Here is a 23,592-nt window from a genome sequence, read left to right as displayed (position 1 = left end):
CCTTGCAGCTTTAATCCTGCAAAAAAGATGTGCGTAAACCGATAGTTCCCAATCGGAACCCTGTTTCAACTTTTATCACGCCCGCCTTAATCAGTTCTTTTAAGGTTTCGGCCACAACCCTAAAAGCAGTGTTGTAGCGGATAATCGTCTATGCCCACAAGGACAAGTGGGCGCGAATTATATAGAGGTTAGTGAGGATTGCAAGTGTATTTGACGATTAATTAGCCATCTATCACTTGCTGGGGTAGCAAGTCTTCTAAAAAGAACGCCGATAGCTCCGAGCGACCAGTGACTCCAGCCTTACTATATATCGCTAAGGATTGCGCGCGAGCGGTTTTTTCTGACGTTCCGCGCACGCTGGCAACTTCTTTCAAGCTCAAACCTTTGAGTAACAGAAACGCAACTTCCTGCTCGGCTGGTGTTAGTTTCCATTGGTTTAGTTGTTGATGGATCATTAAAGCTAGCCCATCAACATGAGCTTTAGAGCGTGCCCGCCACTCTTCTGCTTGTACTGCCAACTCCGTCGCTCTGGCGTGTGCTTGGGTCAAATCATGGCGCAAACCAAAACTCTGCCGTAATAGGAAGAAAACGCCGAGTAACGCTAATAGTCCTGCCAATCCCTCTAGGGTCAAATGCCACCACACTACGCCTTCAGTCGCATCGGTATATAGATCAAAAGCAATAATAAGGGCGATGATCGTTAGCGTAGCGAGCAGTACCCGCCTTTCTGGTTCATTCGCCATGGTTAATCTTCGTGCTGGTTATCATACTCATAATCTTCGTGGTCCGGCTCGGCCAATACAAAAGGCTGACTAAACACGGTTAATGTGCGAGTCTCAACCGTATAATTAGAGATTAAGTATGCTGCAAATACTAGCGTTATCGTCAAAAACAAGCTTCCTGCCAATTTGTGTTGAACTACATCTGAACCAGCTGGCATTGTAATCCTTTTGTAACCATGCAACATGCTGTGATGCATATTGTCCTTGTATTGCAGTTGGTGGATGACAATCCCCGCAATATGCAGCACAACCACTAATAAGAAGGTATTGGCTATCAGCTCGTGAGCTTCTTCCATAATTTCGCCACCGAGCCCAAGGATCATAAGACAGCCTGTGGTAACCATAAGTATACCCAGTAAAATCATCAATACCGCCGCCCAACTAGAGGCAGGGTTATGCCCAGCAAAGGAATGCTTACGCCCGGTATAAGCTTCGGCTAAATAATGTTTGAGTTTTGCCGGAGCAAAGGTAAAGTCGCTCCAGCGTGCATGTCGGGTACCCACTACTCCCCAAATTATCCGCCAGATAATGCAGAAGCCCATTATTAGCCCTGCCAGCATGTGGAAAGAAAACACGTTCGATTCATCATCGACGAAGTTCGCAATGCCGAAGGCAGTAATAAATGCTAAAGCAAATAGTCCGTGAAAGAGTCTGGTGGGTAAATCATAAATACGTACTTTTTGCATGAGTACTATCTCAAAGAAGGTCTATACCGGTTACATTAATTTTAGCGTCCGTTTTTTACATCGAGCATTTGACCTATAAGCAGCTAAAGCCGGCTTTGGCAGGGCTTCCTCCCGACACAAGCAAAAAGACGAGCATCGCTTGTCTCTTCCAGAATTCAAAGAAGCGCGCAATTTGCACGCTAAAAACAATGCCTCAGTCCCATTTAACTCAATATTAAGATAAGCTTCTATCAAGCAGATTCAGTGCAAAGGAAGACTATGCTCGATCAGATACGTGCGTTACTCGATAAAGAATTATTCACGGCCAATGAGCAAACCTTTACGTTAGGCCAAGTTTTGCTTGTTCCCCTGTTGGTCATCGCAGGGCTTTATATCCTCAGTTGGTCGTCTAAATTTCTCAAAAAGCGACTATTGGCAAATCATGTGCGCCCTGATGTTGCGCACTTGGCCATGCGGCTATTTTTCGTCATTACGCTGATTATCTTGGTAATCACTACCCTAGACTTTTTTAATGTGCCCATCACCGCGTTTGCATTTGTATCTGGTGCTGTTGCTATTGGTGTCGGTTTTGGTGCGCAAAACATCATTAACAATTTTATCAGTGGCTGGATATTAATGTGGGAGCGGCCAATCCGAATCGGTGACTTTTTAGAAATCGAAAACACCTCTCGAGGCACGGTTGAGTCAATCAATACTCGCTCGACCCGTATTCGCCGCGTCGATGGCGTGCATATGCTAATTCCAAACAGCAAGCTACTTGAAAATACCGTGATCAATTGGACTTTAATTGACCGCAATGTCAGGACTTCTGTGAAGGTTGGTGTCGCGTACGGCTCACCCACCCGCAAGGTATCCGAGCTAATCAGTCAAGTGATGAAAGAAAATACCGATGCGTTGCACACCCCTGAGCCTCTGGTCATATTCGACGATTTTGGTGACAGTGCACTAGTATTCGAAGTGTATTTTTGGGTTAGCGCTTCGGCAGAAAGAGACCTTCGGATCATTCGCAGCAACATTCGCCATGCCATCGATGACATCTTCCGTGCTAATGATATCGTCATTGCATTCCCGCAGCGGGATGTTCACATTGACGGCAAGATCTGCTTAGAACAAGCAAAAGAATAACAGAGAAATATTTAGCTTCTCCTGTATACTTTTGTACCATTTTAAAATAAAAATGTACCACGACATTGATAGGGTTGAACATTACGCTGTAGCTTCATTAACTTGAACAGGTCTACATAACTATGAAGGTACTTACCCCATTAATCGTTTTTTGTTTAGCCATATTCAGTCTGGCAAGCAATGCAACAAGCCAATATCATCAGGGCATTGACGCGCTGTTTACCAACTACATGCTTAAATACAATGACTTCATTACCAATGGAACGTTACGTCAGGACTTACCCTTATATCACGAGAATGTGACCTTTGTTGACGCGAATAATCCACCATCTACTGTGTCAGCTGCGACCATGGATGAACGAGTTGAACGTTTTCTATTAAATCTCAAGAAGGATGGGGTGGCGCGCGTCGCATGGGATTCTGTGGATATTCAACCTTTGGCAGAAAATCTTGCTTTGGTGCGCAATGTAGCCATTCGTTTTAAACCGGACGGCAGTGTTTTCAATCGGGTTGGCGCAACCTATATGATCCAGCAAAGTGAGCAAGGCTGGCGGATAGCAGCATTTTCGGTGCATCCGGCTAATTATGTAACAGAGTAATGAGTAGTGATGCAAAAATGGGATGATTACCGACTTTTGTTAGCAGTGCATCGCGGACGCACGGTGCGCGGTGCTGCCCAACAGTTGACACAAAATCATGTCACAACGCTTCGCCATATCAATCGGGTCAACAATCAGCACCCAACTGCACTTATTGAACGCCATGCCAAGGGATTAAAATTAACCACGCTTGGCCAAATGATGCTCGAAACTGCACACAGTATTGAAGCAAGCATTATTAAGGGTGAACGTGACATTAGTGCGGTTGGTCCTCAGTATGAGCGTATCGTGCTGTCACTGCCACCACCCATTTATGAATTTTTACTCATGCAACCATTGCTCGACTACTGTGCCCAAAACCCTCTGGTGAAGCTTGAAATTAGCACCGGTTATCAATTTGCTAATCTGAATGAAAATGAGGCTGATATTGTGATCCGCGGAGCAAATTCACCGGGGGATGATTATGTTGGTCATCGCATTTGTCCTATCGAGCTCGGCTTTTACGCGCATACAGATTACCTCACGCATACTGCCAGTGAGCGAGTGGGTTGGATAACTAACACCGACATAAACGCAGCCAATAATTATATTCGTCAGTCTGATTTTCCTACTGCACCGGTTCTTTTCACTATTGATGACTTAGTGAGCCGGCATAAACTTGCAGCACAAGGACACGGCTTAATCATCGGTGCAGCTTATATTGCAGAGCAATTTAATAGCTTGAAGCGCTGCGGCGACCAGTCTTTTAATTTCGCTGATCTTTGGGTACTTGCACACCAAACTCGAATCAATCTCCCCAGAGTTAAACACTTGATAGGATTTCTTCGCAGAACTCTGAAGGCCCGCGCCCAATCAATCAACCCAAGCGGCTAAATACCGCACTAATGAACAATAAGTTGCGACAATTCAATGCCACAATCGACGAGAAAAAAGGCAATCAACGAATAAAAACCGCTCTGTACAGTGACAATTCAACAAAAAGTTTATAATGTATCGCTCAATAGAGTAGTCATGGCTTTACTATGTTAACAAGCGACAGTACCGAAACCGATTTTTCCGCGATTGATGAACTTTTAGCACGCCAAGCGCCGCTAATGGATGCCTATCAGGAGCTTGAATCGCAAGTGCTGTCATTGTTGGGTGCTGAGCGCATGAGTATTTTTCAGCGGCGTTTGCAGCATCAAGATTTGGTCGCTCGTTTCAAAACGGGTAAAGAAACCAAACAAATACAAGTACCTATCAGCCCATTATCAATAGCTGGTTATGTTGCACTTTCGCAACTGCCGCTGATTATTAATGACCCGTACGACAGCTTTGAATTAAGCCAGATCCACCCGCGTTTACGCTTTGCCGATAAATTCGATAAGAATAGTACGTTTAAAACCCAAAATATCTTGTGTGTCCCCATCTTAAACGCTGGTGTGATGATGGGTGTTCTGCAGATCATCAACAAAAAATCCGGTTCTTTTGATGATGGTGATCTTAAGATTGCACAGCAGTTAGCTGACAAAATTGGGGCAAAATTTCGCTATGAATTAGGCGGCACAAAAGCACCATTTGATTACTTGGTCCACTCCGACTTAGTTAATGCAAAAGCACTAAAAGAAGTGACCGAGACCAGTAACGATCATCGCCAATTAATTCAACGCTTACAAAGTGAATTACGCGTCGCCGACAACCACATTGGTACTGCGCTGTCGGTCCACTATCAAGTGCCATTCATCGGCTTTTTGCCTGACAAATACCACTTATTTCAAAGCGATAGCAAACTTAACAAGAGCTATCTAAAACGCAATTGCGTTGCTGTTATTGCAGATGTTAACGACAACATTATCGTCTTGATGGCTGAGCCTAATAATGCTGCGTTATTAATGGAAATTGAGCGCGCCCTCGGCATCGATAGTTACGAAATAGCCGTTGGTCTACCGAATCAGATATTGCAGTATCTTGGCGACAGCGGTGGCAGCGGTGCACCTGGTGAAATGAATGAAATCTTGGATGAGATAGGCACCAACCAAGAAGACAGCGAAGAGCACTCTGATGAATTAACTGATGATGCGCCTGCAGTAGTACGTTTGGTTAGTCGAATTTTGCATGATGCAAAGCGCCTTAACGCGTCTGATATTCACATCGACCCTGAAAAGAATGGTCCAACTCGGGTTCGGATGCGTGTCGATGGTGTGTGTCGAGATATCAACCAAGTACCGGCCTCGCACCATAGCGCCGTTATCGCGCGGATAAAGATTATGTCTAATCTGAATATTGCTGAGAAACGTGTGCCTCAAGACGGCAAACTCGCTTTTCGCATGAGCGGTCAACTGGTGGAAGTACGGGTAGCAACTATCCCGACCGTTGCGGGTGAAGGTGTGGTCATGCGGATCCTAGCATCCGGCGGTGCGATGCCAATCGATAAAATGAACGTAGCTCCTGGCAACCGTTCTCGCTTGGAAGAAATGATTAAAAAGCCACACGGTATCATTTTGGTTGTTGGGCCAACAGGGTCTGGTAAAACGACCACCTTGCACGCAATTCTGGGATATCTGAATACGCCAGAGAAAAAAATCTGGACTGCCGAGGATCCGGTGGAGATCACGCAGGCTGGACTGCAACAAGTACAAGTGAGCCCGAAAATAGGCTTTACCTTTGCCAATGCGCTGCGGGCTTTCCTGCGGGCCGACCCAGATATTATATTGATCGGTGAGATGCGGGATAAAGAAACTGCCCATGCCGGTATCGAGGCTTCTCTAACTGGTCACTTGGTATTGTCTACTCTGCACACGAATTCGGCGCCAGAAACAATCACCCGCTTACTTGATTTAGGCTTGGATCCGGTTAACTTTTCGGATGCGTGTGTTGGCATTCTAGCGCAACGTTTGATCAGAACCCTATGTGGTGAATGTAAAGAGTCTTATACCGCCGACGAAGAAGAATTCAATTTTATTAAGCGGCAATACGGCGAAGCCTTTATTGACGAACTTGAATTAGATGGCCCCCCTACTTTATATCGCTCTACGGGTTGCGAAGCATGTGGCGATACAGGCTACAAAGGACGCACAGGGGTACATGAATTATTGGGTATGACGCCTGAATTGCGTTCGTTAGTGTATAAAGAAGCGTCAGTTTCTGAAATGAAAAAGCAGGCCATGGCTGATGGCATGCGAACGCTTGTTCAAGATGCGATTTATAAAGTGCTCAAAGGTGATACCGATATCGCCCAAGTGCAGATCCTTGGTGGCGATTAAGGTGCACACATGCAACGAGCTCTCGTTAATTTAGCGTTATTCTTATGCTTTCTGCATGCGGAGCTCGCTTGGTCGCAAGCCGACGTCGGTTTTTGCCGGACCCAAAGTGGCGGTTTAATTTCTAATGTGCAATCCGATAATGTAAAGTTGGTCGAAGGTAGCAATGTCTTGCAGTTGCAATGTCGCTTATCACAACCCAGCGTACTTAGTCTGCCCCTAGTCGGCTTAAGCTCAGTAATCATTCAGAGCCCCTCACCAGTGCCATTAGAGCGTCAAAACAGCCATTTTTATAGTGTCCTATTGCCTGCCAGCGATGATTTAACCTTAACGGTCAATATAGACAGCCAACGCAGTCGTCCCTACCTCCTGTATTTGGAATCTATCACCGAGTTTAATCAGCGCATTACCAGCCACACTATAGCGTTATTTCTGTTTGTCGGTTTCGCTATTGGACTTGCGATGTATGTCGGGCTATTGGGTCGAGGCATCAAACAATCTGGTTTTTACGCGTACAGTGCATACTTATTTTTCGTTGCTGCCTTTTTCAGCTTGCAAGAAGGACTACTTAACTATTTTCTGCCACTTGGCAGTTGGCAAAATGACATCGCAAACCAATCGCTTTTAGCCGGTTGCGTGGTTTTCTTTGCAACCTTATTTCTAGCCCGTCTACTAGATTTAAAGCTGCTAATTAATCGACATCTTTATCTCGCTATTATCGGTGCAGCGGCCGCCGTTATGAGTCTCGGGATACTCATTTTCTTTGCACCTGCGCTGAGCACAAAAGGTCTGGGATTGATGATGGCATGGACGACATTAGCTGTAATTTTCAGTCTATTTGTTATTTCAGGTTATGCCGCTGTGCAGCGCATCCATACTGCCAACATTGTTTTTTGCGCACTAGCTATTGTTTTCATCGCTATGCTATTTCGAGTTTGGCTTAACGATTTAAGTATTTTCTTAACCCGCTACGGACTTATTGTTTCAACCGCCATTGAGTCATTCTTGTTTGCTTATGCCGCCAGTGAAAAAGTCAAACACCTTGAGGTCGAGAAAGCCCATGCATTCCTCACAGCATCTGAAGACCCCTTGTGTCGATTGCTGAATCGACGCGGCTGGGAAATGGCTGTACAACGCAAGATTGACCGCTATAGAGACAGGGATGGGGTATTTCTACTGTTATTCATTGACCTCAATGACTTTAAGTCTATCAATGACGATAGAGGCCATACATTTGGCGACAAGGTACTACAAACCTTTGCAAAGATCTTGCGTCATCAAACGCGCGAAGGCGATATAGTGGGTCGTTTTGGTGGCGATGAATTTGTGGTTTTTGCACATGCCATCACTCATGCTCATGCCAAGCGCATCCGGCAACGCTATGCACAAAAGCTACAGCAACGTGACGTATGGATTGATGGGCAAGCCTTGCCATTGTCTGCAGCCGTCGGTAACCATGTGGTTGAGGTCGAGCAAGCAAACTTAGCGTCCATGCTGCAAAGCGCCGACCTCAATATGTACCAGCATAAGCAAGAACTTAAAGCTACGACTTCTTAGCCTTTGCAAATGCATCTGCAAAAGCATTTCCCATCGCCGCATTAGCCGCCTTAGGCCCTGGTTTTGGACGCTGACTGCGGCTAGTTTTGTCACGCTTGCTAGCCTGTTCTTTCACTACCGGTTGGTCGTCAAGGCGCATTGTGAATGCAATGCGTTTGCGCTGTACGTCAACCTCCAGCACTTTGACTTTAACGATATCCCCAGCTTTCACCACTTCCCTTGGGTCTTTGATGAATTTGTTGGTCAACGCAGAAATATGAACTAATCCATCTTGATGCACACCGACATCGACAAATGCACCAAAGTTGGCAACATTAGTCACTACCCCTTCGAGGATCATCCCTTCAGTTAAATCATTGATGGTATTAACCCCTGCTTTGAAGCGTGCAGTTTTAAATTCTGGACGCGGGTCCCGACCAGGTTTTTTAAGTTCAGCAATAATATCTTTTACGGTAGGTAACCCAAAGCGCTCGTCCACTAATGCATTGATATCTACTTGGCGCAAAATATCATCATTGGCGATAACTTCATTTACCGCCAGTCGCGTCATATCGATGATTTTATCGACCACTGGGTATGATTCGGGGTGCACTGCAGATGCATCCAGCGGATTACTCCCATTCACGATGCGTAAAAATCCTGCGGCTTGTTCATAGGCTTTGGGTCCTAAGCGCTCAACCTTCAATAACTCGCTACGTTCAGTAAAGCCGCCCAGTTGGTCGCGATGATTAACAATGTTACTCGCGAGAGTCTTGTTCAATCCTGACACATAGCTAAGCAAAGCAGGAGAAGCCGTATTGAGATCAACTCCAACGGCATTTACACAATCCTCAATCGTATTGTCTAGAGCTTTGGCCAAGTGGCTTTGACTAACATCATGCTGGTATTGTCCGACACCGATCGCTTTAGGTTCTATTTTTACCAACTCCGCTAACGGATCCTGTAACCGTCGCGCGATCGACACTGCACCACGCAATGAAACGTCTAGCTCCGGCAATTCATTAGACGCCAGAGCTGACGCCGAGTAAACGGAAGCACCAGCCTCACTAACCATAATTTTTTGCACGTTCAGTTGCGCCTTACCGAGCATCTCGCTGACGAGTTGATCAGTTTCTCGCGAACCCGTGCCATTCCCTATGCTGATGAGTTCAACTTTAAACTGCTTGCATAAGGTTTCCAGTGTACGGCTGGATTTGTCCCATTGATTTTGCGGAGCGTGAGGGAAAATGGTCGTGGTGTGTACGACTTTCCCCGTCGCATCGACAATCGCCAATTTCACGCCTGTGCGCAAACCTGGATCTAAGCCCATTGTCACTTTTTGTCCCGCTGGAGCTGCCATTAATAAATCTTTTAAATTTTTGGCAAAAACATCAATCGCATCTGTCTCAGCTCGCTCTCGCAGAGCAGCGAATAACTCAGTCTCCAGGTGCAGCTGCAGCTTAATTCGCCAAGTCCATTGGATGACCTGTGCCATCCAGTTATCAGCGGGCAACCCTTTGGGTTGAAAATTCAAATGCTTTGCTATCAATTCTTCACAATACGACTGTCGCACCTCTTCTTGTTGCGGATCTGCATTGAGTTTAAGCTGCAAAAACCCTTCATTACGCCCGCGAAACATTGCTAGCGCCCGATGTGACGGCGCGTTATCGATTTTCTCGGAGTGCGCAAAATAGTCTTTAAACTTAGCACCGTCGTTCTCTTTGCCTTTAATCACTTCGCTGGTTATGTGCGCTTCGCGATTAAGATACTGGCGTAATTTAGCTAACAACTCTGCATCTTCAGCAAAGCGTTCAATCAAAATAAATTTAGCACCGTCTAGGGCTGCTTTACTGTCGACAATGCCAGCATCAGCATTGATAAACTTCTCAGCCTCAGTGACTGGGTCTAGAGCTAAGTTCTCGAACAAGCTCTCGGCCAATGGCAGCAACCCGGCCTCAATGGCAATTTGCCCCTTGGTGCGTCGTTTTGGCTTAAAGGGTAAGTAAAGATCTTCAAGTTCCGTTTTGCTTTCTGCTGCGAGTAGTTTCTGCTTTAACTCAGGAGAAAGCTTCTCTTGCTCATCGATAGTGCGCAAGATAACGCCGCGACGATCTTCCAACTCTCGGAGGTAACCTAAACGTTGCTCGAGGAAGCGCAACTGAGTATCGTCTAATCCTTGAGTGGCTTCTTTCCGATAGCGTGCAATAAAGGGCACGGTAGCACCACCATCGAGTAAGGATACAGCAGATTGAACTTGCTCAGCTTTGACGCCGAGCTCGGTTGCTATTTTGTTGATAAGCATAATTGTCTCGAAAAACGTGTAAGGAAATGGATAGTTAGAAACGTTGAAAATGTAGGCGTAAAACCGAGCTAAATTATAGCACTTTCACCCCACTTGCCTAGGCTTGATTTAGATTAAATGTGCAGCATCGCGTGACCGTTTAAGACTCGTACCAAATGTCGAGAATGGTCCATTCAGCACTTTGCGCTTCAGTTTTCACAACAACGTCATCATCTACCGACTTGCCCAACAGTGCTCGAGCCATTGGACTGTCTATGGAAATGCACTGTGATTGGCCAAATATTTCATCGTAGCCAACAATATGAATGGTTAACTCCTTACCGTCCTCACGCTCCAATTTACACCACGCACCAAAAAACACCTTGCCTTCCTGCACTGGGTCATAATCAACAACTTTCAGGTTTTCAAGTGCTTTGCGCAAATAGCGTACGCGGCGGTCGATCTCGCGTAACTTCCTCTTATTATATTGGTAATCAGCATTCTCACTGCGATCTCCAAGGCTGGCAGCCCAGGTGACTTTCCGCGTAATTTCTGGCCGTTCAACACGCCACAGGTTGTCTAGCTCATCACGCAATTGATTGTAGCCTTGTCGTGTAATTAGCGGTGTTCTCATTGAGTTTAAGGTCAGCGTTAAGTTGCCGATAATATCTTTCAGGCACATTAGGTAAGTCAAGTTTTGTCTGCTTGCGTAAAAAAACGATTGTTTTTTGAACCATTTCAGGCTTAATAGAACTATAAGGTAAGGACTTATTAACAAGGTAACCCGCGTGAAATCGACACACCAGAATTCAAATCACTCATTGTTGATTTCAAGGAAGAAACCCCAGAGCACTTGGACAGTGATTTTTTCATTGTTAGGATTTTTACTCTATCTCACTGGAGGGTTAGTTGTCGTTGCCGCCATTATTGATGGATTCGTCAATAGTTTTACGCTGCATAACTTGTGGTTTTTCTTAGGTGGGGTGCTGTTTGGGAAAATGGGCCGCATCATTATGCGACGAAGTAGTGAATGAAAATCACTGAATTTACTACAAATTCCTCTAGGGCATTTTGAGTGCTTTTTTTATAGCAAAGCATTCCAATGGAGTTTCGGCTAGACGCTATACTTTAAGTACGTAGCAAGTTTGTTACGATACTTGATAACCTGAATGCGTATTCAGCGTGTAGCCCTAGAGTGTATGAGCGCTGCTAGTGGCGAGAGGGATTTAAGGTAGGCAAGGAGCAGCCTTTAAAAAATAAGCCGGAAAGTACAATTTACTCTCCGGCTTTGTTTTGTGTGTTGTTTATTCAGCGTCTGCTTTTTTCACTTCAAGTAACTCCACATCAAAAATCAATGTTGAGTTTGGCGTTATTGCACCCGTAGCGCGCTCACCATATGCAAGCTCTGACGGGATATAAAAACGGAACTTACCACCTTCCTTCATCAACTGAACGCCTTCGGTCCAGCCGGCAATAACGCGAGATAAAGGAAATGAAGCTGGTTCGTTACGTTTGTAAGATGAATCAAACTCAGTACCATCTAATAACGTCCCACGGTAATGCACGGTAACAGTGTCTTCAGCTGTTGGTGAGGCTCCCTCTCCAGCAGACAGGACTTCGTATTGTAATCCTGATTCAGTCGTCATCACCCCTTCTTTCTTAGCGTTTTCTGCTAGAAAGGCTTTACCTGCTTCAATGTTTTGCTGCGCCACGTCTTGAGCGGCAGCCTGTTGCTTCTCCTGCAAGCTAGCGTCTGCCGCGCGGGCCAAAGTCTGCATCTCTTCAACGGTGAACTTAGAGTTGCCAGCAAGTGCATCTTTAAAGCCTTGCATTACCGCTTCACGGTCAAATGTCATTCCGTATTTTTCAGTTTCTGTCGCGCGATTAACAACGTAGGTTCCCATGCTTGCACCAATGGCATACGCCTGATTTTGTGCTGGGCTCATGTCTGTAGTGCTTGCAGTTTCTGCTGGTGCACTGTCTGTTGCTTGTTCGCTCGACTGCGGTTGGCATGCTGATAAACCTAATGCCATCAACGATGTAGCAGCAACAAGTGATAATCTCATGTAGTGAGTCTCCTGTATTTTTATGAATATAGCGCAATGCATTATAAAATTTTGAAATCAAAAACGCAGGGTATGGTAATCTTTAAGCACCTAAAGCGAAACCCCAAAGCATGATAAACCCGAATCACCAGAACCGAACAATGCGCCTAAGCGTGCTACTATTGATGTTTTGCTGGCTGCAAGGCTGTGGCGGTGTGTCATCCAGTGCACAGAGTGAAATTCTGCATGCAGAAGCTGGCTCTATGGCTGCCGACGTTTCACCCGACGGCTCTCTGGCGGTCGTGTCGAGCGTGGACAACGGGATCACTGTATGGAACCTAAAAACCGAAGAAGCTCTATTTGAGTGGCACCACCAAGGCGATGGCGTCAATATCGTCACTAACTTGCATATCAGCGCTGATAATTCGCACATTGTTACCTCTGATCGAACTGCGTTTGCATTGTGGAGTGTCGAATCTGGCGAGCCGATTGGCTTTTGGCGAATTGATGAAAGCGCGATTCGCGATGTTGCAGTTAGCAATCAAGGCAATGGCATTCTTGTGGCGCGTAGCAACGGTAAAATCATGTATTTTGAACCCAACAGCGGGCGCCGGCTGGAGTTTATGGGTCATCAAGAAAAAGTGAATAGCGTTGATTTGTCTCCTAATGGTAAGTTTGCGTTGTCCGGCAGCAATGATTACGTCGCTTACTTGTGGAGTACAGATACTGGCCAAATTATCCATACATTTACTCACCCTCAACGAGTCACGAAGGTTGCTCTTGATGATCAAGGGCGCTACGTATTTACCGCAGACAGCACAAATAACGCCCATATCTGGGACGCTCAATCAGGTACAAGATTAAGTTCATTAGATATTTTTGTGCGCCAACAGATATTCACAGATGCAGTATTTTCTGACGATGGTAAGTGGTTACTTACCGGAAGCCCAACGCGCAGAGTCAATTTATGGAACGTTGCTGACGGCCAAGAAATTCAAGAGTGGAAGGTAGCTCCGAATGAAAAAGCCGCATTGCGCACCGCAGTCGTGCACGCAGTCGGATTTATTAATCCGCAGCAAATAGTCACCGAAAGTAGCAGCGGTCTCGCTGAAAGATGGAGCATCGACGATGCAAAATAATGCTGAATTGCAAACACAAATTGATGAGTTGCAAAGCAAGCTCGCATTCCAAGAGTACACGATTGATAGTTTGAATGAGGCCTTAGCGCAGCAGCAAAAGCAATTGAGTGAATTGCATAAAAAATTTAGCTTTGTGGTAGATAAGTTAAAATCAATGCAACAATCCAATATTGCCAATGCAGATGAAGAAACCCCACCTCCGCACTACTAAATCAGACTATGATTTAGAGTCAGGAGAAAGAAAATGAAACTACTTCGATTGCTAGGACTGCTATTGGGAATTATGTTTGTCAGTGTCTTTGGTTTTCAACTCGTTACCGAACACTTCTCAGCCTTAGGCAAACTCATTGGCTTTGGTGTTGGAATAGCTTTTATTTGTTATGGCTTGGCAGGGCGCGACGTTATCACTGACTGGATATTTGAGGTAACCGGTTACCGCTTTAACTCGGCAAAATTACCCAGTGACTCAACTCTAGACAACTAATCACTCAAAAATACATCAACACCAAGGCCAATAAGCTATGAGCAAAAATTACGTATTGAACACCTACGCTAAGTTCTTAAAGTTTCCGTTTGGCCGGCAATTATTTAGTTGGTTTACTGCCCGCAAAGCGCCCTATTTTTCAACTATTTCGCCATTGATCACTGAGCTGCGCCCCAATCATTGTGAGGTTACTTTCAAAAAACGCCGAATTGTGCAAAACCATATCGGCACAACTCATGTTATTGCTATCTGTAATGGTTTAGAAATGGCCATGGGGTTCATGTGTGAAGCTTCGATCCCAAAACATCTGCGCTGGATCCCAAAAAGTATGGCTGTAGAATACCCTGCTAAGGCCCCAACAGACATTCGCTGTGTTGCTAATGTGCCTGACGACGCATGGCAACCAGGTGACCTAGCGATTGCCGTAAACGCCTATGACACCGATGGCAATGTTGTGGTCACAGGTACAATTACCGTTTGGGTCAGTGAGAAGAAAGCCAAGGCCTAGCCCATATCTGGTGTTAGCCCATTGAGTACTTGCGCCATCACAGGACTGTCAATATTGCCGCCGCATAGGATTACAGCCACTTTTTTACCCTCCAACCCCGACTTTTCTTGCAGTGCTGCAGCGAGAGGCGCAGCCCCTGCACCCTCGGCAATATTGTGCGTACAGGTATAGTATGCACGAATGGCATTGGCTATTTCAGTATCGCTCACGGCCACAATATGGCTGGCTCCGCGAGAGTATATGTCGAACGCTTCGGGCACTGGTGTGCGCACGGCAACACCGTCTGCGAAGGTTAGCGCAGAATCCGTTGAAGTAATGCGGCCTGTATCAAAGGATATCTTTGCGGCCATGGCGTTTTCTGCAACCACCCCAACCACTTCGGTTTTCAACTTTAGCGCATCACGCGCAGCTATCACCGCGCAGATCCCCGAACCACAGCCAATCGGTACGTATACTCGATCAATATCTTTGACCTGCGTAAATAACTCCAGCGCATAGCTCGCCACACCAGCGACAATCTCACGATGAAATGCAGGCACCATAATCAGATCGAGCTGTGTCGCCAACGCTAATGCATGCTCTCTAGCGCTATCAAAGTCAGCGCCGTAAGTAATGACTTCAGCACCAAAAGCTCGCATGGCAGTATTCTTTTCTACTGAATTGCCTTCGGGAACCACAATGGTTGCTGATAATCCCAGCGCTGCGGCAGCTCTTGCCTGACTTTGCCCGTGATTTCCGCGGGTCGCTGTAATAATTCCTCGGCATTCCGGATACTGTTGCTTTAGCCATTGTAAATAGGTAATCCCACCACGAACTTTGAAAGCGCCTGTAGACGTATGGTTTTCATGCTTAACCCAAAGTTCTGTACCCAACATTGCATTGAGGAGTGGCCACGAATACTGCGGGGTTGGTGGCTGTGACTGGTACACCTGCTGGGCTGCTGCTTGTAGTTGAGATAGTGAAAATTCCATAGTTGCTCCTTATATTTCATGTGCACTACTGTTGTTGTGCCAGTCCATCTGAATAATGTAATTTACGCTGACTATCCATAATAATTGCTTCAGTATCCCCCAACTGATTGACTAAGTTCAGGCCAGCAGTGACACCTAATACAAATACAGCAGTAGAAAGAGCGTCATTGGCCGTTGCAGAATCGCTGATGATAGAAACGCTTTGAACTTCAGCAGGCGACTGCCCGGTCTTGGGCGACAAAATGTGATGATAACGAACCCCATCCTCTTCAAAGAATCGCTCATAATCACCAGAGGTCGACATTGCCGTATTACTCAGTGGTAGCAGTACAGCTTGCTTGTCTGGCTGACGCGGATCACGAATCCCAACAACCCAGTCGCGACCCAAGCGGTCACCAAGCAAACGGGTGTCACCACCCGCAGTGACCATCGCATGTTTGATCCCCATGGATCTTATTAGTTCAATGGCGTTATCAACCGCATGGCCTTTTGCGATGCCGCCCAAATCTATTTTCACATCGGGGTGGGTAAACCTGACTGTTCGTGTTTGGCTATCTAATTTCACTAAAGTGTAATTGATCACCTTGGCGAGCGCCTGGACTTGGTCCGTGGTGGGCTTGACTCGCTCGCGATAATTAAATAAAAAACCGACGCTGGCAAAGGTAATATCAAATGCCCCATTTGTAAGCTGTGAATAGGCTTCTGCCGTTTTAAGCAGCTCGAACATTTCACTGGATACTTGGATTGGATGCTTAGATGCGTTTTGGTTAAGTCTACTGAGCTCACTGGTTTCGATATATGGACTCATCAATTGATTAATGCGTTCCATCTCAATAAATACTTGTTGAACTGCAGCGGCTCCCTGTTCAGGTGTTGCGGCCCATAGCTGAACCTCAATGTTAGTCCCCATAATTGCAGCGGTGTCACGATACCAATTACCACTAACAGGCTCTTCTACAGCGCCGATTAGGCTACTAAACATCAATCCGAATAAAGCGATTGTACGGTACATCATAGTGTTATCCACGCCAGACGCATTCCTTTACTCTTTTTTAAGACAGACAGCAGCATGCGAGGGATAGTTGTATAAAGCAAATTTTTTACGTACATGATATTATCCGCGGGTTTTAATTGTTGGATGGAATACAAATGTCCTGGCTTCGTAATAGCCTTTCTTCTTGTTTTTATTGGCCAGTAAAACTATTGGTGCGCTCGAAAAGCATTCCAGCTGATGTAGAGAGCGAATTAGGTATCGATAAACGCAAGCCCATCGTTTACTTGTTACAAACTGATTCTCTCACCGACCAATTGGCTTTGCGATTTGTGGCTAAAAAGCTTGGCTTGCCTGACCCCAATGGACATTTTGAAACCGACAACGTGCGCCTGCCACGCAGTTTATTTTTACGCCGCCCGCAGCCGGTCATCAAGCGCTCGGTAAAACAAACCGAAACCGTGGAGATTTTTACTAATATTTTCCATCTCCACCGCGTTCACCCTGAACTCGACTTCCAAGTATTACCCGTTTTTATCACTTGGGGCCGGGCACCAGGCAAAGGCAACCCTGGCTGGACCGACTTAATCGCTGACCGTGCATCGCCTAGCTGGCTGCGTAAACTATTTATTGTTTTGTTTCTTGGTCGCGACAACTTCGTTAGCTTTTCACGGGCTGTTTCAACCCGCACTATGGTCAAGCAGCATGGTTCCGATCATGATATTGCGCAGAAGTTAGTGCGTGTAGCCAACACCCATTTTCATCGCAAGCGCCAGTCATTTACCGGCCCGACGTTGCTTGAACGGAGTGAATTGAATAACGCAGTTTTGGGGGCCTCAGCAGTTAAGTTCGCGATTCAGGAGGAAGCCCAAAACAAGAATATTGACCTTACTCAAGCACGCCAGGTTGCTCAAGGTTACATTGATGAAATCGCTGGTGATTACCGTGAGGGGTTGATCCGCATTGGCGACCGAGTGCTCACGCGTATATGGAATAAGATCTACAATGGTATCAGTGTCGGGCACGCTAAACGGATCCGCGAGTTGGCGCAAAACGGACATGAAATTATATATGTCCCCTGTCACCGAAGTCACATGGACTACCTTTTACTGACCTATGTGATCTATCACGAAGGTATGGTTACCCCGCATATCGCCGCCGGCATTAACCTTAATTTCTGGCCGGTAGGTAAAATTTTTCGTCGAGCTGGCGCCTTTTTCCTACGCCGCAGTTTTGCAGGGAACAAATTATACACCGCCGTGTTTCGTGAATACCTTGAGTTGCTATTTAACAAAGGGTATTCGGTAAAGTACTACCCAGAAGGAGGGCGCAGTCGCACAGGGCGTCTAATTCCACCAAAAACGGGTATGCTGGCAATGACTTTGCAGGCCATGCTGAAAGGGGTTAAGCGCCCGGTGAGCATCGTACCGGTGTATATTGGTTATGAGCACGTAATGGAAGTGAAGAGCTACCAAAAAGAACTCACCGGCTCAAATAAGAAAAAAGAATCTCCACTGCAGATCCTGTCAGCGATCCGAAAACTCAAAAACTATGGGCATGGTTATGTGAATTTTGGTGAACCGCTGCAGTTAAATCAGTTTCTGGATGAGTGTGCGCCAGAATGGCGTGCCAGCCAAACTGATCTCCAGGATAAAAAACCAAGCTGGCTTACACCGACCGTAAATGAACTCGCCAATCGCATTATGCTGCGCATCAATAAAGCTGTGGCGATCAATGGCATGGCATTGGTAAGTATGTGCTTACTGTCGTCAAAAACTAATGCTATGACAAAGTCTGAGCTCACCAGAGCTATGGATGACTACCTGCATTTACTCCGCGAGGTACCTTTTAGTGAAGATGCTACATTAGTAGAATTAAGCGGCGCAGCGTTATTAAATGAGACCTTAAAGTTAAAGCGCTTGTCTGTACATGACGACAGCCACGAAAGCATTATCGCAGCGCAGCAGAATAATGCCGTTACCCTGACCTACTACCGCAACAATATTCTACATTTATTCGCCCTACCAGGCATGATCAGCACCATTGTATTTGCTAACAATGGTATTGATAAAGCGAAACTGTTGCAGCTCATGCACGATATTTATCCTTTGCTGCAGAAGGAATTATTCTTGTACATGGAACATGAGTCGGCACAAGACTATTGTGAACGTTTACTGATGCAGCTTCTGGAACAAGGTTTATTGCAGCAACGCGGGCGCAAGATATTGCCCCCCCCGCGGGAATCCGAACACTTCCATTCTGCCTGGTTATTAAGCCGCGCCATGCAGGAAACGGTGCAGCGCTACGCCGTCGTATTAAGAGTATTGGAAATTAATCAAACCATTAGCCGTGGCGAACTGGAACGTCAGTCTCGTGAGATAGCTGAGCGTTTGTCTGCACTTTACGGCATGAATTCACCTGAATTTTACGATAAAAACGTGTTCAGTTGTTTGGTAACTGCATTGCGTGAGCAAGACATGTTGCGCTCAGCCGATGATGGTTCGCTGCAGCATTCAGACAACAGTAAGATTTTGCAGACTGAGATCAATCAATTGGTATGGCCGGAAATTAGCCAGCACCTACTTCAGCTCAATAAATAGCAAGCGTAAATCAACGGGGCCTCTTGTAATCAAGAGGCTTTACCTGCATAAACAACAACCGATATTAAATTAAATCTCAGCACGCGCCGCACTCATGCACACATCAGTTCGATTGGTGAACCATAGATACATTATGACATGGCGCTCGCATTGCTTTCGCTAACTCGAACGCTAATATTTTAATTTTAATGCGCCAAGAAAAACTTATACGCCGGATTATCACTTTGCTCCTCAAAAGCATAACCCAGTGCCGCCAAATGTTGATCAAACTCAGCCCGACTTTGTTCTGGAAGGTCGAACCCGCATAACACCAAGCCGTCAGCAGCGCCGTGATTTCGATAGTGAAATAAAGTGATATTCCACTTCTCACCAAGCGTATGCAAAAACGTCAAAAGTGCACCTGGATATTCGGGGAAAGCGAAAGAAAACACATGTTCATTTAGTGGAGCTGCCAATCGACCACCTACCATATGACGCACATGCAGCTTGGCTAGCTCATTATCTGACAGGTCAAAACATTGGTAGCCTTTTTCCGCCAAAATGTTCAGTAGCACCTCAAATTCTTGACGTCCTTGCTTTAATTTAATGCCCACAAACACATGAGCTTCTGCATCTGTCGAGTAACGATAATTAAACTCAGTTATTGCACGATTCCCCAGCGTTTCGCAGAATTGCTTAAACGCACCCGCGTGCTCCGGCAACTTAACGGCAAACACCGCCTCTTTTTGTTCGCCAAGTTCACAACGTTCCGATACGTATCGCAAGGTGTGAAAATTAGTATTAGCCCCGCACAGAATGGCGCCAAGTCGCTCACCTTTTAGGTTATTCTTCGCTACATACTTGCGAATAGCAGCAATCGAGAGCGCGCCAGCGGGTTCCGCGATGACACGAGTGTCATCGAATATATCCTTAATCGCTGCGCAAACCTCATCATTGGTAACGGTAACAATGTCATCAAGCAATTGATCGCATAGGCGAAAGGTTTCTTCGCCGGCAATCTTAACCGCTACACCATCAGCAAATATGCCCACTGATGGAAGCTCCACCGGTTTGCCTGCTTGTTTAGCAGCAAGCAAACAGGCACTTTCTTCAGCTTCAACGCCGATCAGTTGAATGTCTGGCCGTAACTGCTTTAAATAAACGGCTATACCTGCGGCAAGGCCGCCGCCACCGACGGCGATGAACAAGCGCTGCAAATTAGGATTCTGCTCAAGTAGTTCACGTGCGATCGTTCCCTGACCTGCAATTACATCTGGATGGTCGAAAGGAGGAATAAAGGTCAAGCCCTGATCGTCGGCCAACCACTTAGCATGACGGTTAGCCTGATCAAAGCTAACACCGTGCAAAACCACTTCTACAGTATCGCCACCAAAGCGCTTTACTGCATCAATCTTAATATCAGGCGTAGTTTCCGGCATCACGATAGTAGCCTTTATCCCACGCTTATTGGCAGAGAAGGCAACGCCCTGAGCGTGATTACCTGCAGATGCAGTGATGACCCCAGCATCGACTTTATCTGCACTAAGCTGAGCGATGCAATTGTAAGCCCCGCGCAATTTAAAGGACTTGACCGGTTGTTGATCTTCACGCTTCAGCCATACTTCATTGCCCAATTCAGCCGATAGGCGATTCATAAACGTCAGCTCAGAGTGCACCGCAACGTCGTAAACCGGGGCTAGCAAAATTTTCCGCAAGTACTCTTGCAAACTGACTGGCACGGTCATGACTGCGACAACAACTGGTCTAGTTTTGCCTTATCACGCACTGCACCTTTATCTGCACTGGTCGCTAACAAGGCAAAATTCTTCAGTGATACCGATACTGGCCGCTCTCGCTCAACCGGTTGCCAAGGTTTAGCACTTGTTTGCATGGCTTCGCGGCGACGCTCTAGTTCAGCATCGCTGATATCAATGTTGATACTGCGTTTGGGAATGTCGATTATGATGGTATCTCCGTCTTCGACTAATCCAATCCCACCGCCACTTGCTGCTTCAGGCGAACAATGTCCGATAGAGAGTCCTGAAGTACCACCAGAAAAGCGCCCGTCAGTGATTAACGCACATTGCTTTCCCAATCCTTTAGATTTTAGATAAGACGTGGGGTAAAGCATTTCTTGCATACCCGGCCCACCCTTAGGACCTTCATAGCGAATAATCACCACATCACCGGCCTGCACTTGATCCGCTAAAATACCCGCCACCGCGTCATCTTGGCTTTCAAAAATCTTCGCTTTCCCGGTAAATTGCCAAATCGATTCATCAACGCCGGCGGTTTTTACAATACATCCATCGGTTGCTAGATTACCGAACAACACGGCGAGACCGCCTTCTTGGCTATAAGCATGCTCAATTGAACGAATACAACCCGCTTGTCGGTCGGTATCTGCCGTGGGGTAACGACAATCTTGGCTAAACGCTTGGGTCGTGCGGATCCCTGCTGGGCCTGCCTTGTAGAACTCGACTACGTCTGCCTTGGGTTGATTGATGATGGAATACTCATCGATAACCTCGCCCATTGCCTTACCCAATACATGACTGACGTCGGTATGTAACAACCCTGCTAGTTTAAGCTGTTCAAGGATCCCCATAACACCACCAGCTCGGTGCACGTCTTCCATGTGATACTGCGGTGTAGCTGGTGCAACCTTGCATAAGTGCGGTACTTTGCGTGACAAACGGTCAATATCATTCATGCCGAAAGGGATTTCCCCTTCAATCGCTGCAGCCAATAAATGCAAAATTGTGTTGGTTGAACCGCCCATCGCTATATCCAAGCTCATAGCGTTTTCAAAGGCGGAAAAATTAGCAATATTGCGCGGTAGTGCCATCGAATCTTCGTTTTGATACCAACGCTGGCATAATTCTACGATTAAACTGCCTGCGCGTTTAAATAACTGTTCACGATCCGCATGAGTGGCTAACGTAGAGCCATTGCCAGGCAGCGACAACCCTAAAGCTTCAGTTAAACAATTCATTGAATTGGCTGTGAACATACCCGAACAAGAGCCACAAGTAGGACAGGCTGAGCGCTCGATAGCATCACTGTCTGCATCACTGACTTTGTCATCAGCAGCCGCAACCATAGCATCGACTAAATCAAGCTTGATCAACTGATCAGATAATTTGGTTTTCCCCGCTTCCATTGGTCCGCCTGAGACAAAAACGACTGGAATGTTCAAGCGCATAGCGGCCATTAGCATTCCCGGCGTAATCTTGTCACAGTTGGAGATACACACTAATGCATCTGCACAGTGTGCATTGACCATATATTCGACAGCATCTGCAATAATTTCACGTGACGGCAGGCTATACAGCATTCCGCTGTGCCCCATTGCAATGCCATCATCAACAGCAATGGTATTAAACTCTTTGGCAACACCTCCGGCCGCTTCTACGCTGCGCGCAACCAACTGTCCCATATCCTTTAAATGTACATGGCCAGGCACGAATTGGGTAAAGGAGTTTGCGATGGCAATAATGGGTTTGCCAAAATCGGTATCCTTCATCCCGGTCGCTCGCCATAATGCGCGAGCACCGGCCATATTGCGCCCTTGTGTGGTTGTAGCTGATCGAAGCTTAGGCATGTTGCCCTCCTAAATTACTCGTATACGGGTGTCAACCAACCCCATTTATCCTCAGTTTTGCCATTGAAAAGCCCAAAGAATGCATCTTGAACTTTTTCGGTAATCGGCCCACGGCCGCCATTACCCACTTTTATTCCATCAACACTACGTACAGGTGTAACTTCTGCCGCTGTACCGCACATCAAAATTTCATCAGCCAGATACATGGCTTCACGGGCAATATTTTCTTCGCGCACGGTGTACCCCATCTCTTTTAACAGAGTCATAACCGTATCCCTGGTAATTCCCGGTAAAATCGCAGCCGTTTTTGGTGTTGTCGAGACGACACCATTACGGATAACAAAAATGTTTTCACCAGCACCTTCACTAATAAAGCCGTTCACATCCAACGCAATACCCTCACCATAACCGTGACGGCGCGCTTCCATAGAGATCAACTGGGATGACAGATAATTACCGCCCGCTTTAGCTCCTGTTGGCATAGTATTAGCTGCTAAACGATTCCAGCTAGAAATGCCTGCATCGACGCCATTTTTTAGCGCCTCTTCACCTAGGTAAGCACCCCATTCAAATGCCGCAATCGTAAGCTCAGTTTCCTGACCAAAAGGTACCTGCAATCCCATGCCAATATCGCCATAATAGGCGATCGGACGAATGTAGGCCGATTTGAGATTGTTCTTCTGAATAATGTCGAGAGTAGCTTGATTCACTTGATCCAGCGTGTACGGAATGGTCATGCGATAGATTTTCGCAGAATCAAATAAACGTCGATTATGTTCATTCAGTCGAAAAACACAGGTCCCTCTATCTGGTGTGTTGTAAGCACGAATGCCTTCAAAAACCGATGAGCCATAATGGATTGCGTGGGTCATGACATGCACAGTGGCCTCTTGCCACGGGATAATATTGCCATTAAACCAAATATATTCTGCAGGTTGCTTCGCCATAGTAGTTCCTTAACAAACAGTATTTCGTAGGGTAGTTAGTTTTACAGACGTGATGATACATGCATCTGCGCAACTG

At 46.2% G+C, this 23,592-nt stretch carries 21 protein-coding genes; 11 read left to right on the top strand and 10 right to left on the bottom strand.

From position 1 onward, the window contains the following. Window positions 1-221: 221 nt before the first annotated feature. Window positions 222-743: a helix-turn-helix transcriptional regulator gene (locus CSH92_RS12425; protein ID WP_100657965.1), complete on the bottom strand. Its 522-nt coding sequence runs from the start codon at window positions 741-743 to the stop codon at window positions 222-224. A gap of 2 nt (window positions 744-745) precedes the next feature. Then, window positions 746-1,468: a cytochrome b/b6 domain-containing protein gene (locus CSH92_RS12420; RefSeq protein ID WP_100657964.1), complete on the bottom strand. Its 723-nt coding sequence runs from the start codon at window positions 1,466-1,468 to the stop codon at window positions 746-748. A 258-nt stretch (window positions 1,469-1,726) separates the two neighbouring features. Here CSH92_RS12420 and CSH92_RS12415 point away from each other — a divergent pair, with 258 nt between their 5' ends. The 5 genes from CSH92_RS12415 (at window position 1,727) to CSH92_RS12395 (ending at window position 7,988) form a co-directional block, all read left to right on the top strand. Continuing rightward, window positions 1,727-2,593, top strand: a complete 867-nt coding sequence (locus CSH92_RS12415; RefSeq protein WP_100657963.1) for a mechanosensitive ion channel family protein — start codon at window positions 1,727-1,729, stop codon at window positions 2,591-2,593. Window positions 2,594-2,715: 122 nt separating this feature from the next. Continuing rightward, window positions 2,716-3,192, top strand: coding sequence for a hypothetical protein (locus CSH92_RS12410; protein WP_100657962.1), 477 nt, complete (start codon window positions 2,716-2,718; stop codon window positions 3,190-3,192). A 9-nt stretch (window positions 3,193-3,201) separates the two neighbouring features. Continuing rightward, window positions 3,202-4,065, top strand: a complete 864-nt coding sequence (locus tag CSH92_RS12405) for a LysR family transcriptional regulator (RefSeq protein ID WP_100657961.1) — start codon at window positions 3,202-3,204, stop codon at window positions 4,063-4,065. A gap of 221 nt (window positions 4,066-4,286) precedes the next feature. Beyond that, complete coding sequence (locus tag CSH92_RS12400; protein ID WP_240612822.1) at window positions 4,287-6,434, top strand: GspE/PulE family protein; 2,148 nt, start codon at window positions 4,287-4,289, stop codon at window positions 6,432-6,434. 9 nt (window positions 6,435-6,443) lie between these two features. Beyond that, a complete protein-coding gene (locus CSH92_RS12395) occupies window positions 6,444-7,988 on the top strand; it encodes a GGDEF domain-containing protein (protein WP_100657959.1) in 1,545 nt (514 codons plus the stop codon). Here CSH92_RS12395 and CSH92_RS12390 read toward each other — a convergent pair. Together CSH92_RS12390 and greB are read right to left on the bottom strand one after the other, a co-directional pair. Continuing rightward, window positions 7,975-10,269, bottom strand: coding sequence for a Tex family protein (locus CSH92_RS12390; protein WP_100657958.1), 2,295 nt, complete (start codon window positions 10,267-10,269; stop codon window positions 7,975-7,977). The genes CSH92_RS12395 and CSH92_RS12390 overlap by 14 nt on opposite strands. A gap of 139 nt (window positions 10,270-10,408) precedes the next feature. Next, window positions 10,409-10,882 (bottom strand): transcription elongation factor GreB, encoded by a 474-nt coding sequence (greB, locus tag CSH92_RS12385; RefSeq protein ID WP_100658224.1) that lies wholly within the window; start codon window positions 10,880-10,882, stop codon window positions 10,409-10,411. A gap of 154 nt (window positions 10,883-11,036) precedes the next feature. Between greB and CSH92_RS17060 the strand changes: the two genes are divergently transcribed. Next, window positions 11,037-11,282: a hypothetical protein gene (locus tag CSH92_RS17060; RefSeq protein ID WP_124916955.1), complete on the top strand. Its 246-nt coding sequence runs from the start codon at window positions 11,037-11,039 to the stop codon at window positions 11,280-11,282. Window positions 11,283-11,552: 270 nt separating this feature from the next. Here the strand turns inward: CSH92_RS17060 and fkpA are convergent, their stop codons facing one another. Then, window positions 11,553-12,314 carry an FKBP-type peptidyl-prolyl cis-trans isomerase gene (gene fkpA, locus CSH92_RS12380; protein WP_100657957.1) on the bottom strand — a complete coding sequence of 254 codons (762 nt, stop codon included), beginning with the start codon at window positions 12,312-12,314 and terminating at the stop codon, window positions 11,553-11,555. 140 nt (window positions 12,315-12,454) lie between these two features. Between fkpA and CSH92_RS12375 the strand changes: the two genes are divergently transcribed. From CSH92_RS12375 to CSH92_RS12360, 4 genes are read left to right on the top strand one after another with little or no spacing between them, the layout of a single operon-like run. Beyond that, complete coding sequence (locus CSH92_RS12375; protein ID WP_100657956.1) at window positions 12,455-13,432, top strand: WD40 repeat domain-containing protein; 978 nt, start codon at window positions 12,455-12,457, stop codon at window positions 13,430-13,432. Then, window positions 13,422-13,643, top strand: coding sequence for a SlyX family protein (locus tag CSH92_RS12370; RefSeq protein ID WP_100657955.1), 222 nt, complete (start codon window positions 13,422-13,424; stop codon window positions 13,641-13,643). The genes CSH92_RS12375 and CSH92_RS12370 overlap by 11 nt, the downstream gene beginning before the upstream one ends. Before the next feature lie 33 nt (window positions 13,644-13,676). Continuing rightward, window positions 13,677-13,916, top strand: coding sequence for a hypothetical protein (locus CSH92_RS12365; RefSeq protein WP_100657954.1), 240 nt, complete (start codon window positions 13,677-13,679; stop codon window positions 13,914-13,916). A gap of 37 nt (window positions 13,917-13,953) precedes the next feature. Beyond that, window positions 13,954-14,424 (top strand): hotdog fold domain-containing protein, encoded by a 471-nt coding sequence (locus CSH92_RS12360; RefSeq protein WP_100657953.1) that lies wholly within the window; start codon window positions 13,954-13,956, stop codon window positions 14,422-14,424. On the opposite strand, the gene CSH92_RS12355 is transcribed toward CSH92_RS12360, so the two are convergent. Both CSH92_RS12355 and CSH92_RS12350 read right to left on the bottom strand, forming a co-directional pair. Further along, complete coding sequence (locus tag CSH92_RS12355; protein WP_100657952.1) at window positions 14,421-15,395, bottom strand: threonine dehydratase; 975 nt, start codon at window positions 15,393-15,395, stop codon at window positions 14,421-14,423. The genes CSH92_RS12360 and CSH92_RS12355 overlap by 4 nt on opposite strands. A gap of 25 nt (window positions 15,396-15,420) precedes the next feature. After that, complete coding sequence (locus tag CSH92_RS12350) at window positions 15,421-16,410, bottom strand: FAD:protein FMN transferase (RefSeq protein ID WP_240612805.1); 990 nt, start codon at window positions 16,408-16,410, stop codon at window positions 15,421-15,423. Window positions 16,411-16,544: 134 nt separating this feature from the next. Here CSH92_RS12350 and plsB point away from each other — a divergent pair, with 134 nt between their 5' ends. Further along, window positions 16,545-18,986: a glycerol-3-phosphate 1-O-acyltransferase PlsB gene (gene plsB / locus CSH92_RS12345; protein ID WP_100657951.1), complete on the top strand. Its 2,442-nt coding sequence runs from the start codon at window positions 16,545-16,547 to the stop codon at window positions 18,984-18,986. Between the two features lie 185 nt (window positions 18,987-19,171). Here plsB and ilvA read toward each other — a convergent pair whose 3' ends face one another. From ilvA to CSH92_RS12330, 3 genes are read right to left on the bottom strand one after another with little or no spacing between them, the layout of a single operon-like run. Then, a complete protein-coding gene (gene ilvA / locus CSH92_RS12340; RefSeq protein ID WP_205662178.1) occupies window positions 19,172-20,710 on the bottom strand; it encodes a threonine ammonia-lyase, biosynthetic in 1,539 nt (512 codons plus the stop codon). Next, window positions 20,707-22,569: a dihydroxy-acid dehydratase gene (gene ilvD / locus CSH92_RS12335; RefSeq protein ID WP_100657950.1), complete on the bottom strand. Its 1,863-nt coding sequence runs from the start codon at window positions 22,567-22,569 to the stop codon at window positions 20,707-20,709. Before ilvD ends, ilvA begins: the two co-directional genes overlap by 4 nt. Window positions 22,570-22,583: 14 nt before the next feature. Next, window positions 22,584-23,516: a branched-chain amino acid transaminase gene (locus CSH92_RS12330; RefSeq protein ID WP_100657949.1), complete on the bottom strand. Its 933-nt coding sequence runs from the start codon at window positions 23,514-23,516 to the stop codon at window positions 22,584-22,586. Window positions 23,517-23,592: the final 76 nt, after the last annotated feature.

Origin of the sequence: Neoalteromonas flava, from assembly GCF_002807685.1 — a bacterium.
Taxonomy (GTDB): Bacteria; Pseudomonadota; Gammaproteobacteria; order Enterobacterales; family Alteromonadaceae; genus Alteromonas_E; species Alteromonas_E flava.
This window is presented reverse-complemented; position numbering and strand designations above follow the sequence as displayed.

Excerpts from the sequence above, each read along its gene's own strand:
- CSH92_RS12425 (WP_100657965.1), bottom strand. The coding sequence starts at position 743 with ATGGCGAATGAACCAGAAAGGCGGGTACTGCTCGCTACGCTAACGATC.
- CSH92_RS12420 (WP_100657964.1), bottom strand. The coding sequence starts at position 1,468 with ATGCAAAAAGTACGTATTTATGATTTACCCACCAGACTCTTTCACGGA.
- CSH92_RS12415 (WP_100657963.1), top strand. The coding sequence starts at position 1,727 with ATGCTCGATCAGATACGTGCGTTACTCGATAAAGAATTATTCACGGCC.
- CSH92_RS12410 (WP_100657962.1), top strand. The coding sequence starts at position 2,716 with ATGAAGGTACTTACCCCATTAATCGTTTTTTGTTTAGCCATATTCAGT.
- CSH92_RS12405 (WP_100657961.1), top strand. The coding sequence starts at position 3,202 with ATGCAAAAATGGGATGATTACCGACTTTTGTTAGCAGTGCATCGCGGA.
- CSH92_RS12400 (WP_240612822.1), top strand. The coding sequence starts at position 4,287 with ATGGATGCCTATCAGGAGCTTGAATCGCAAGTGCTGTCATTGTTGGGT.
- CSH92_RS12395 (WP_100657959.1), top strand. The coding sequence starts at position 6,444 with ATGCAACGAGCTCTCGTTAATTTAGCGTTATTCTTATGCTTTCTGCAT.
- CSH92_RS12390 (WP_100657958.1), bottom strand. The coding sequence starts at position 10,269 with ATGCTTATCAACAAAATAGCAACCGAGCTCGGCGTCAAAGCTGAGCAA.
- greB (WP_100658224.1), bottom strand. The coding sequence starts at position 10,882 with ATGAGAACACCGCTAATTACACGACAAGGCTACAATCAATTGCGTGAT.
- fkpA (WP_100657957.1), bottom strand. The coding sequence starts at position 12,314 with ATGAGATTATCACTTGTTGCTGCTACATCGTTGATGGCATTAGGTTTA.
- CSH92_RS12375 (WP_100657956.1), top strand. The coding sequence starts at position 12,455 with ATGCGCCTAAGCGTGCTACTATTGATGTTTTGCTGGCTGCAAGGCTGT.
- CSH92_RS12370 (WP_100657955.1), top strand. The coding sequence starts at position 13,422 with ATGCAAAATAATGCTGAATTGCAAACACAAATTGATGAGTTGCAAAGC.
- CSH92_RS12365 (WP_100657954.1), top strand. The coding sequence starts at position 13,677 with ATGAAACTACTTCGATTGCTAGGACTGCTATTGGGAATTATGTTTGTC.
- CSH92_RS12360 (WP_100657953.1), top strand. The coding sequence starts at position 13,954 with ATGAGCAAAAATTACGTATTGAACACCTACGCTAAGTTCTTAAAGTTT.
- CSH92_RS12355 (WP_100657952.1), bottom strand. The coding sequence starts at position 15,395 with ATGGAATTTTCACTATCTCAACTACAAGCAGCAGCCCAGCAGGTGTAC.
- CSH92_RS12350 (WP_240612805.1), bottom strand. The coding sequence starts at position 16,410 with ATGATGTACCGTACAATCGCTTTATTCGGATTGATGTTTAGTAGCCTA.
- plsB (WP_100657951.1), top strand. The coding sequence starts at position 16,545 with ATGTCCTGGCTTCGTAATAGCCTTTCTTCTTGTTTTTATTGGCCAGTA.
- ilvA (WP_205662178.1), bottom strand. The coding sequence starts at position 20,710 with ATGACCGTGCCAGTCAGTTTGCAAGAGTACTTGCGGAAAATTTTGCTA.
- ilvD (WP_100657950.1), bottom strand. The coding sequence starts at position 22,569 with ATGCCTAAGCTTCGATCAGCTACAACCACACAAGGGCGCAATATGGCC.
- CSH92_RS12330 (WP_100657949.1), bottom strand. The coding sequence starts at position 23,516 with ATGGCGAAGCAACCTGCAGAATATATTTGGTTTAATGGCAATATTATC.